A 10,963-nucleotide genomic window follows, 5' to 3' on the forward strand; every position below is an offset into this window, starting at 1 on the left:
CAAGCAGAGTAGGGAACCCCCCCCCCACCCCCCCCCCCCCCTCCCCCCCCCCCCCCCCCCCCCCCCCCCCCTCCCCCCCACCCCCCCCCCCCCCCCCCCCCCCCCGCGGTCCCACCGATCTGACCGCCCACACCCGTGCGCACTTGGACGCCGTCGCCGCCGAACTCAACAGCCGACCACGCGAAACGCTCGACCGGGGCGCCCCGTCGAGCGCCTCGCAAAGCTTTTGAGGACAGCCGGTTGATCACCGTGACGCGACGACCGCCGGAATGCGCCTCTCGGCCGTAGGGGGTGTCACGCGGTTGGCGTCATCCCCAACAGGCCGACGCGCTGTAGCCCGCGTAGTTGTCGTTGTAGACGTAGAACCAACCGTTGCCGTTCGTCGTCCCGCAACCGGTGTACCGGCCGCCCAGGATCACGCTATTCGTGCCACAGGCCCACGTCTGCCCCTTCAGGGCAGTGGTCACCACAGCGGCACTGGTGCTGGTACTGGTGCGGATGACCACGTTCTCGAATGTTGTCGCCTTGCCGTCGTTGCAGGCCGTGTTGGTCCTGGGCTGGGACGAGCCATCCGCCGCACCGGCAACTCCCGGAAGGGCAAGGCCGACGACGGCAGCGACCGCCAGCGTGACAGTCAGCCTCGATCTCATGATCTTTCCCATTGGATCCCCTTTGATCAGCATTTATGCTGTGAGTACCGATAAGTAACGCCCGAGTTCCGCACCCCGTCAAGCGCCCTGTATGAGGTTGACCTGTTCTCGACGTGAGCTCGTGGTGGGAACTGGCGACTCCCCGGCCGGGCGCGGCCGCCAGGAGCTGGACGCCGCCGAACTCGACAACGGCCCACTCACAACGCCCGGCCGGGGTTTCCCGGCCGAGCGGCTGCACACACGCTCGCCCCCGCACGTCAGCGATCACGTGTCGCGACGATCCCCAAAATCCGCCGACCGGCGGGGGCGCTTCCGTGGTGGTGGGGGGGCGCTTGCGGATGCACGCGGGGGGCGTGGAAGAGGCGGGGCGCGCGGTGACCGGAGCGGGCCGGACGCGTCTGACCGGGGGGATCGGCTCTTTCCGGCGGCGAAACCTCGGTCAGGAGTTCGGGTGTGCGCGATCGGGAGTTCGGAAGTGCCGAAACCTTCCGCCGGGTCGGACGTTCGACAGGGCGTAAGAACGGGCAAATCGCTCAGGTAGGCCCACGGCGGAATTCCCCGCCGCAGGGCACTCCCTACCGCCGCAGCAGCCGCCGGGCTCTCCCGTGCGCTCATGCCGGACCGGCTCGTCGGCTTCCTCGCCCGCACACGAAGCGCCCGCGCGAGCCTACGCGTCCTCATGGGAAGGAGCGCCACGATGGCGACGCCACTGTCCGCCGACTCCATGCTCAAAGCCCTCCGCAACGAAGGCCTCCGGGTCGTCGAGCACCGGAGCTGGCGTACCAACAACCGCAACCACAAGGGGCTCTGGGGCCCGGTGCACGGCGTGATGATCCACCACACCGTCACCTCGGGCACCGCGTCCTCCGTCGAGCTGTGCTACGACGGCCACTCCGCGCTGCCCGGCCCCCTCTGCCACGGCGTGATCGCCAAGGACGGGTCCGTCTACCTCGTCGGCCACGGGCGGGCCAACCACGCCGGTCTCGGCGACGACGACGTCCTGCGCGCCGTCATCGCCGAGAAGGGGCTGCCCGCCGACAACGAGGCCAACACCGACGGCAACCGGCACTTCTACGGCTTCGAGTGCGTCAACCTCGGTGACGGCAAGGACCCCTGGCCCTCGGCCCAACTGCTGGCGGTCGAACGGGTTTCCGCCGCCGTCTGCCGGGCGCACGGCTGGGGCCCCCGGTCGGTGATCGGCCACCTGGAGTGGCAGCCGGGCAAGATCGATCCGCGCGGGTTCACCATGGACTCGATGCGCACCAGAGTCGGCAAACGGCTGGGCGGCGCCGCGGAGGGTCCCGCCAAGCCGGCGTACGAGCCGTTCCCGGGGGCCGCGTTCTTCCGGGCGGGCCGCAGCAGCGCGATCATCACGGCGATGGGCAGACGCCTGGTGGCCGAGGGGTGCGGCCGCTACGCCGTGGGCCCCGGCCCGAACTGGTCGGAGGCGGACCGCGCGTCCTACGCCGCCTGGCAGCGCAAGCTGGGCTACGCGGGCGGTGACGCGGACGGCGTGCCGGGCAGGACGAGTTGGGACCGGCTCCGGGTCCCCAACGGGTGACCGGGCGGGGGGGGGGGGGGGGGGGGGGGGGGGGGGGGGGGGGGGGGGGGGCAGCCCCCCCCCCCCCCCCCCTCTCCCGCTCCGGGGCGACGGCCGGCAGGACGCCCGCGGCGGGCGCGCACGCGGTGCGGGCCTGACGCGGGGCGTGCCGGCGGGGCTCGAAACCCGCGCGCGCCGCGCTGTCGCCGCCGTCCTCGGCGGCGAGGGCGTCCTCGCGCGGGATGCTCCCGACGACCGTGGCCAGGCGCGCCCGACGGCCGCGCGGACCCGCGCCGCCAGGATCGCCGGACCCGCCCGCCCCCCGTGCTCGCCGAGGCCGGCGGCGTGGGCGGCGGGCAGCACGGCGGAGCCCGGGAAGTGGAGCGGGAAGGAGGGGCCGGGCGGCACGCGCGCCGCCCGGCCCCTCCCCCGGTTCAGCCGATCTCGCCCTCGGCCGCCTCCGGGACGTCCGCCCCGGCTCCGCGCTCGATCCGGTCCGCCTGTCCGACGGCCGCGGCCAGCTTCCGTACGGAGCTGTCCTCGGTCGCCTTCGCCAACGCCGTCGCGCGCGTGGCGAGTTCACGGAGGCGGGGTGCGCCGGGCAGGTCCCCGCCGCGCAGGCGGTCCGCGAAGTACGCGGCGACGGCCGCCACCTGCAACCGTTCGGGCGCGCCGTCCCACAGCGCGCCGTCGAGCGCCTCGGCCCCCGCGGCGCCGGTCTCCTCGTGCGGCTCACGGGTCTCGGGGTCGAGCCAGCGCACGGTGGCCCTGGCGACCGGGCCGGACGCGCCCGCGCGCAGCCGCACCGCGTACAGGGCGGTCACCGTGTGGCCGGGCCCGACCTCGCCGCCGTCGACGCCGTCGTCGCGGAAGTCCTCGTCCGCCACCTTGCGGTTCTCGTAGCCGATGAGCCGGAACTGCCGGACGGTCTTCCGGTCGAACGCCACCTGCGCCTTGGCGTCGCGGGCCCGCAGTTCGATGTGGGCGGGGAGCTGGTCGACGAAGACCTTGCGGGCCTGGGCCTCGTCGGCCACGTACGTCGTGTGCCCGTCGCCCTTGTTGGTGAGCCGCTCCATGAACGCGTCGCCGTAGTCGCTGCCGACCCCGACGCCGAAGAGCGTGATGCCGTACTCGCGGCGGGCGGAGTCGATGCGCTCCAGGATGCCGTCCGCGTTCGTGTCGCCGGTGTTGGCGAGGGCGTCGGAGAGGAGCACCACCCGGTTGTTCGCGCCCTTGCGGTGGCCCTTGACCGACTCGTCGTAGCCGCGGGTGACGCCCGCCTCGACGTTGGTGGACTGCTCCGGTTCCAGCGCCTCCACCGCCTCCCGGACACGGTCCCGGTTGCCCTTCAGCCGGGTCATCGGCAACCGGGTCTCGGCCTCGTCGCTGAAGGCGACCAGGGCGAGGGAGTCGTCGTCGCGCAGCTCGTCCGCGACGGTCCGCAGGGACTCCTTGGCCAGGTCCAGGCGGCCCGGTTCGCTCATGGAGCCGGAGATGTCCACGACGAACGTCAGGGCGGCGGGCGGCCGTTCGCCGCTCGGCGGGGCCGCCCCGGTCGCGAGGCCGACGCGGAGCAGCGACCAGTCGGACGCCTTCCCCGCGAGGCGCGCCCCGTCGACCGTCACCGAGAAGCCGTTGCCCTTCGGCCGCTCGTACCCCTGGCGGAAGCTGTTGACGAACTCCTCGGGCCGCACCTGGGCGGGATCGGGCAGCCGGCCGTCGCCCAGGGTGCGGCGGGCGTATCCGTAACTCGCGGTGTCCACGTCCAGGGCGAACGTGGAGAGGTAGTCGGGCGCGGCGGGCTCCGGCGCGGCCCCCTCCCGCTTCCCACCGGGCTGCCCGCCCTGCTCCGGCGCGGGCTGCCCGCCACCGGTGGCCCCCTGCGGCGGCCGGGCGACCGCGCGCTTGTCGGCGGTGGCGCCGTCCGTCCCGGCGGCGGAGCACGCGGTGAGCAGCATCCCGCCCGCCAGCAGGAGCGCTACCGCCCCCCTCCGGCCGCCCGCCCGCTTCCCGTACCGCTGTCCGACCTGACTCATCCGCAACCCCCCGTGTCGGGACGGCATCCCCGTCCTCTGCGAATGTGACGTACGGGGCCGCCGGTCGGAGCCGACGAAAGCGTTGCGGAACCGTCTCGATGCGGCAACGGCGGACGGGGAAGCGGCGGAACACCAGGTTCAGGACACGATGTCCTTGCGGCTGAACCCGCGGAAGGCCAGCGCGAACAGGACCAGGGCATAACTCACCGAGACGGCCGCCCCCTTGATCATGCCGCCCCATTCCAGGTGCGGCTGGAGCGCGTCGGCCCAGGCGAACTGCCAGTGCGCGGGCAGGAACGCGCGCCAGGAGCCGAGCGCGGTCACCGCGTCCAGCACGTTGCCGACGATGGTGAGGCCGACCGCGCCGCCGACCGCGCCGAGCGGGGCGTCCGTCCTCGTCGACAGCCAGAACGCCAGTCCCGCCGTCACGAGTTGGGAGACGAAGATGAACGCCACGACGAGCGCGAGGCGGGGCACGGCGTCCCCGGCGGCCAGCGCGCCCCCGGTGGGCAGGCGGAGGGGGCCCCACCCGTAGGCGGCCGCGCCCGCCGCCAGCGCGACGAGCGGCAGCAGCGCCATCGCCGCCAGGCTGAAGCCGAGCGCGACGACGAGCTTGCTCCACAGCAGCCGGGTCCGGGGCACCGGGGCGGCGAGCAGGTAGCGCAGCGAGGACCAGCTCGCCTCCGAGGCGACGGTGTCCCCGCAGAACAGGGCCACCGGGATCACCAGCAGGAACCCCGCCGAGACGAACAGCGACGTGGCGGCGAAGTTCGCTGCGGACTCGGTCGCCACGTCCATCAGGTTGATCCGGCTGCCGCCCCGGCCTCCGCCGCCGCCGTCCTCGCCGTCCGGGGCGCCGCCGATCGCGAACGCGATGATCAGGACGAACGGCAGGGCCGCGAGCACCCCGGCCATCAGCACGGTGCGCCGCCTGCGCAGTTGGCGCATGGCCTCGACGCGCAGCGGCAGGGTGCGGCGGGCGCGGTAGCCGGGGGCCTCGGGGTGGCCGGTCCCGGTGCGGGCCGCGGGGGGCTGGGCGGGGGCGCTCATGCTGCTCCTCGGGAGATCAGGGTGAGGAAGGCGTCCTCCAGACGGCGGTGCGGCCCGACCCCGGTGACCGGGACGTCGAGCCGGACCAGTTCGGCGACGAGTCCGGAGACGGCCGCGCCGTCCAGTTGGACGAGCAGGCCGCGCCCGTCGTCGGTGCGGACGGCGGAGCCGACGCCGGGCAGGGCGGCGACCTTGTCCGCGAGCGGTTCGGCCAGGACCTCGGCCGCGGTCACCAGGACCACGTCGCCGGAACCGGTGATCTCGGCGACCGGTCCGGCCTGGACGAGCCGGCCCCGGTCCATGACGACCAGGTGGGTGCAGGACTGCTCGACCTCGGAGAGGAGGTGGCTGGAGACGATGACGGTCCGGCCCCCCGCCGCGTACCGGATCATCACGTCCCGCATCTCCCGGATCTGCGGCGGGTCGAGCCCGTTGGTCGGCTCGTCGAGGATGAGCAGGTCCGGCAGGCCGAGCATGGCCTGGGCGATGGCGAGGCGCTGGCGCATCCCCTGGGAGTAGGTGCGCACGGCGCGGGCGAGCGCGTCGCCGAGCCCGGCGATCTCCAGGGCCTCGTCGAGGTGGGCGTCCTCGGCGGGGCGGCCGGTGGCCCGCCAGTACAGGTCGAGGTTGGCGCGCCCGGACAGGTGCGGCAGGAAGCCCGCGCCCTCCACGAACGCCCCCACGCGCGACAGCACCGGCGCGCCGGGGCGTACGGCCTGCCCGAAGACGCGGATCTCGCCCTCGTCCGGGGTGATGAGCCCCATGAGCATCCGCAGGGTGGTCGTCTTGCCCGCGCCGTTGGGTCCCAGGAGCCCGAGCACCTGGCCCTTCTCGACGCGGAGGGACAGCTCGCGCACCGCGTACCGGTCGCCGGAGCCGGCGTACCGCTTGGAGAGGCCGGTGATCCGCAGCGGTACGCCGGTGAGCGCCGGGTCGGGCGGCGGGGCGGCCGTGCGGCGGCGGGCGGTGAGCAGGAGGGCGGCCGCGACGGCGAGGGCGGCGGCCGGGAGGCCCCACGTCCACCGCGGGAGCGGGGCGGCGGCGGTCGTGACGGCGGGCGCGGTGGGGACGGTCAGCGGGCCGTCGGCGGTCACGGTGTACGTGGCGGGCTCGGCCGGCGAGGCGTATCCGAGGTCGGTCGCGGCGAACACGAGCCGCATCCGGTGCCCGGCGTCGAACGCGTGGTCCACGGCGGGCAGCGCCAGCTCGATCGGCCTGCCCTGCCGGTCGGGGGTGATGCGGTGGGGGGTGACGAGCTGGGAGGGCAGCACCTGCTGCCTGCCGTCCGGCGACACGTCGTACACCTTGGCGAAGAGCACCGCGTCGCGGCCCCCGTTCGCCGTGACGGTCACGCGGACGGTGGGCGCGCCGGTGACCCGGACCGGGCGGTCCAGCGGGGCCGACGCGAAGCGGGCGGACTGCCCCGGCACGTCGAGCGAGAGTCCGACGCCGAGCGAGGAGAGCCGGGAGAGCCCGCCGCCGATCCCCGGCACGGCGGAGACGGCGGGCGGGGCGGCTCCGGCCGGGTTGCGGAACGTCCGCTTCCCGCCGTCGATCGCGATCTCCCGGCCGCCGCCGCCCAGTCCGGGGTAGGCGTCCCCGCTCGCGCCGCGCCGCTGCGCGGCCCCGTCGGTGGAGTCGACGCCTCCGGTGCGGGTGACGCGGAAGGCGGGGCCGGTGTCGGCGCGGGCGTCCCCCTTCAGATACCGGTCGAACCAGGCGGTGACGCGCCCCTGGACGCGTGCGGCCTCGGCGTCGCCGCCGTCGTGCCCGCCCGCGATCCAGTCGACGGCGACGGGTGCGCCGTTGGCGCTGATCGCCCGCTGCATGGCGTCGGCGTGGCCGAGGGGGAAGAGGGAGTCGGACTGCCCCTGGACCAGCAGCGCGGGGACCGTGATGCGGTCGGCCACGGCGGAGGGGGAGCGCTCGGCGAGCAGGGCGCGGGCCTCGGCGTCGGGTGCGCCGCTGACGGCGACCCGTTCGTACATCGCGCAGAGCCGCTTCTCGAACCTCTCGCAGCCGCCGCCGGAGGTGACGAAGAGACCCGCCCAGAGCTTCTTGAAGACGCCGCCGGGGAAGAGGGCGTCGGCCAGGTTCCAATAGGTGATCATCGGGGCGATGGCGTCGACGCGCCGGTCGTGCCCGGCGGCGAGCAGGGCGGCGGCCCCGCCGTAGGAGGCCCCGGTGATGCCGACCCGCGGGTCGCCCTTCCCGTCCGACTCCACCTCGGGGCGCTCGGCCAGCCAGTCGACGAGCCGGGAGACGTCCTCGATCTCGTGGTCCGGGTCGTTCAGCGAGATGCGCCCGCCGGACTTCCCGAACCCGCGCGCCGACCAGGTCAGCACCGCGTACCCGTCGGCGGCCAGCTTCTCCGCCTGGGCCCGGACGTCGTCCTTGCTGCCGCCGAAGCCGTGCCCGACGAGCACGGCGGGCCGCTTCCCGGCGCCGCCCGCGGTGAAGTAGGAGGTGTCGATGCCCACCCCGTCCATGCGCAGCACCCGGTCCTCGCGCCGTACGTCGGGCGGGCCGTCGCCGGCGAACGCGGCGGCCCACGTGCCGCCGCCCACGAGCACGGCGAACGCGGCCGCGGCCCCGGCCCACCGGCCGCGGACACGGAACAGCGGGCGCCGCCGTCGAGTTGCAGGGATCTCCATCCTCCGACCCTAAGCGGACGGCGCCGCCGGCCGGACTGCCCCTGGGCGGAGGGCGCCGGCCTCCCTGAGAGGTACGGCGCGGCCCCGCCGTACTCCGGACGCGGTACGCGGGGCGTGCCGCCCCGAGGCGCGCGAGGCACCATGTGGTCTCACCGCACTCTGGACCCGGTCCTGTGCTGCATTTGGAGGCATTGTGGAGATCTGCCGCACAGCATCCCTTCCCAGACGTCTGGCCTCCGATCATTCCTTCGGCGCCTCCCCACGAGGAGCGCACCGCTTGGTTGCTCGCCCCGCAGGCCACGCCACGCTGATCGCGCACGTGGATGGGGTTTCCGGCCGTTTTCGGCTCGGGCCTCGCGCTGGTGCACTCGAAGCGTCGGCACGGGGATACGTCTGTACAAGCTAATCATCGACGAGCCCCACCGCCCCCCAGGGCATCGCCCGGGAACTGTCGCGGGCGCTCGCGAACATCGCCCCGAATCGGCGGTGCCGCGAACTGCAGGTCGGCGTGGAGCACGGCGACGGGTCGGCGACGGCAACCTATCGCCCGGCGGACTGCGGGAAGAACTCGGGCTCACGCTTCTGACGTGGGAGTTCGGCGGCAGCGGGAGCACCGAGTGCACTCAACCTCTGAGCGTCAGCGCACCTCAACTCGTGGGCTATCATGGTCTGTTGACCACGAGTAGGGGGCAGTGCAGCACCATGCCGGTAACGAAACCCGCCGACCAGGTACTGCTGCATTTTTCGACATGTAAAAATGCAGCAATTTCCGCCTTCCCGACAGAGGGAGCCCGGCACCCATTCCCTCTCGCGCAACTGATGCGACAAGTAGTCTCGGATCGCCTGCTTCTTGCGGGCGAACACCTGAGAGCAGGTGACCATCTCCTCTTAGCGAGCCAGCACAGATCTGCAATCAGTCGGCACTATTACGCGATGTACCAGGCTGCGCGAGCAATAGTTTTCGCAGAGACACGCGGGGACGACCATGAACGACACAACATCCTCCCCAGGAATCTTCCATCGACTCTCGAAGAATCCGCGACACGCGAAGTCGAATTGACGAATGCCCGTCTTCTGCGCAATCAAGCCGACTACGACATTTATCCGCTGGTTGATTCGGATTGGGAGCCAGAGGCTCGATCCCTCGCTGTTACGGCGGCCAACTTCCTCCAGGCTTGCGAAAAATTCGCCTCAACGAACGGGTACATCTGATGTCTAACATCGATTATGACTCGATTATTTCCCACTCTCTACAAGAAGCCAACATTTCCATCATCCGCGTGGACGAAAGGTCCTTCCCCGGTGAAAAATGGTTCGTCGTGTGGGTCGATGAGGAATCACTCGTCGCAGCACAAAGCCTGGCTGGACCAATCGAACAATCACTCAACAATGCCTCGGATATCGGAAATCAATCCCTAGTCGTCACATTCAGACCACACCGAGTAGAGGAAAGCAAAGATGTCAACGAGGTCAGCAGGAGTGGCCTAAACGGAGCGAAAGTCGATCAGCTGATCCAACTTCTGGAAGCCAGGTCGCGAACATCAGACGCCCTTCCGAGCCTCAAGTACATGGAGGATCCCAGAGCAAGCTTGGCGGCAATCGGCGCCTCTCGGCATCACCTGGTATACGGACGTCGGGGCGTAGGAAAGACCGCACTTCTGCTCGAAGCGAAGAGGATCGCAGAAAAAGATGGCCATGTCACGGCGTGGGTCAATGCACACACGCTGCGACGCCTCGATTTCTCAAGCGCCTTCCTAGCTGTAGCCGAGGTGGTCCTAAATTCGCTCATCCAACACGCGGGATCCTCTCAGAGCGAGCCATACGGGCGACTCAAGGAGCTCAATGTGCGGGTCGCAGATCTGCGAGCGAAAGATCGAGTATCAGATACCAGCATCGGCTCTATGATCGCAGAACTGAACCACTCTCTGCGCACGATCCTACGCGAGGAACTCGTGCGCCTTCACCTTTACCTGGACGACTTCTACCTGTTTTCCGATGAAGAGCAGCCGCATCTTCTGGACTGTATCGCCGGGATGCTCAGAGACTGCGACGGCTGGATTAAAGTGGCAAGCATCGAACGGCTTACTCGCCCATTCGAACCATCATCTAGAACTGGCCTCGAAGTGCCACACGACGCCTCAAAAATCGACCTAGACGTGACGCTCGAAGACCCCAAATCCACACAGGCATTCCTCGAATCCGTCCTATCCAGCTACACCACTACGGCCGGTATCGCCAGACCTTCAACTATTGCGCAAAACGGCGCTCTCGGGAGGCTGGTCCTGGCATCAGGCGGCGTACCCAGGGATTATTTGAACCTATTCGCCTCATCGATTGTGGTTGCCCGAACTCGCAACAAGGCTCGGGAAATCGGGAAAGAAGACGTAGCGAAGGCGGCCGGTCGCGCCAAGCGAGGTAAGAAGAGAGAGCTGGAGCACGACGTATCCTCCAGTAGTGCGGGTAGCCTCGAAACCACTCTCGACGTTCTATCCTCTGAAGTCCGGAGTGCTGGCTACACATACTTCAGGATCGACGTCACACAGAGATCTCATCAATTCTACGAGGTTCTCGGACAGCTCGTAGATCTGCGTTTCGCTCACCTCATTCAATCCACACTATCCGACCAGAATCGACCAGGAGTGAAGTACGAGGTATACATCCTGGACCTCAGCGAGTATTCGGACGTTCGACTCAAAAGGAGGCTTGCCATTCTCGATCTAAAGGATGGCAAGTGGAGCTTTCGCCGAAGCGGAAAGGCTGGGACGGAAAAACAACTGGACGGCACTTTGCTGCGTGACGAATTGCGGCGCGCACCGATTATCGATCTGGAAGAGGTTGCCGCCAAAGTCGCCGACCGCGCAAGAATTTAGCGCATACTAAAATCGCAGAACAAACCCAAGCACGATATGCGCGCGCAGACGCGCAGTCCAAGCACGGCCTAAGGGCTGTCCCGTAAGTGATCTTCTGGTTGCCTCAAGCATGGTTGGCCACCGTGCAGCCCACTTGCCTATCCAGCGAGGGCGAGGTTGTGCA

The 10,963-nt window shown here is 70.3% G+C and carries 6 protein-coding genes and 1 pseudogene; 3 read left to right on the forward strand and 4 right to left on the reverse strand.

Features of this window, described 5'->3' with window-relative positions; genetic code table 11:
- Positions 1-101: 101 nt before the first annotated feature.
- Positions 102-244, forward strand: a pseudogene (locus tag ACZ6EJ_RS27195) (IS30 family transposase); the annotation flags it as partial.
- Positions 245-308: 64 nt separating this feature from the next.
- Here the strand turns inward: ACZ6EJ_RS27195 and ACZ6EJ_RS27200 are convergent.
- Positions 309-662: a hypothetical protein gene (locus ACZ6EJ_RS27200; RefSeq protein ID WP_469270788.1), complete on the reverse strand. Its 354-nt coding sequence runs from the start codon at positions 660-662 to the stop codon at positions 309-311.
- A gap of 685 nt (positions 663-1,347) precedes the next feature.
- Here ACZ6EJ_RS27200 and ACZ6EJ_RS27205 point away from each other — a divergent pair.
- Complete coding sequence (locus tag ACZ6EJ_RS27205) at positions 1,348-2,211, forward strand: peptidoglycan-binding protein (RefSeq protein ID WP_469270789.1); 864 nt, start codon at positions 1,348-1,350, stop codon at positions 2,209-2,211.
- A 413-nt stretch (positions 2,212-2,624) separates the two neighbouring features.
- On the opposite strand, the gene ACZ6EJ_RS27210 is transcribed toward ACZ6EJ_RS27205, so the two are convergent.
- The 3 genes from ACZ6EJ_RS27210 to ACZ6EJ_RS27220 all read right to left on the reverse strand — a co-directional run bounded on the left by ACZ6EJ_RS27210 (position 2,625) and on the right by ACZ6EJ_RS27220 (position 7,930).
- The gene (locus ACZ6EJ_RS27210) at positions 2,625-4,226 is read right to left on the reverse strand and encodes a vWA domain-containing protein (RefSeq protein WP_469270790.1); all 1,602 of its coding nucleotides are present in this window, start codon (positions 4,224-4,226) and stop codon (positions 2,625-2,627) included.
- A gap of 138 nt (positions 4,227-4,364) precedes the next feature.
- A complete protein-coding gene (locus tag ACZ6EJ_RS27215; RefSeq protein WP_469270791.1) occupies positions 4,365-5,276 on the reverse strand; it encodes an ABC transporter permease in 912 nt (303 codons plus the stop codon).
- A complete protein-coding gene (locus ACZ6EJ_RS27220) occupies positions 5,273-7,930 on the reverse strand; it encodes an alpha/beta fold hydrolase (protein ID WP_469270793.1) in 2,658 nt (885 codons plus the stop codon). Before ACZ6EJ_RS27220 ends, ACZ6EJ_RS27215 begins: the two co-directional genes overlap by 4 nt.
- Before the next feature lie 1,211 nt (positions 7,931-9,141).
- Here ACZ6EJ_RS27220 and ACZ6EJ_RS27225 point away from each other — a divergent pair.
- Positions 9,142-10,800 (forward strand): ATP-binding protein, encoded by a 1,659-nt coding sequence (locus tag ACZ6EJ_RS27225; RefSeq protein ID WP_469270794.1) that lies wholly within the window; start codon positions 9,142-9,144, stop codon positions 10,798-10,800.
- Positions 10,801-10,963: the final 163 nt, after the last annotated feature.

The sequence above is a fragment of the Streptomyces sp. NPDC041970 genome (assembly GCF_055588985.1).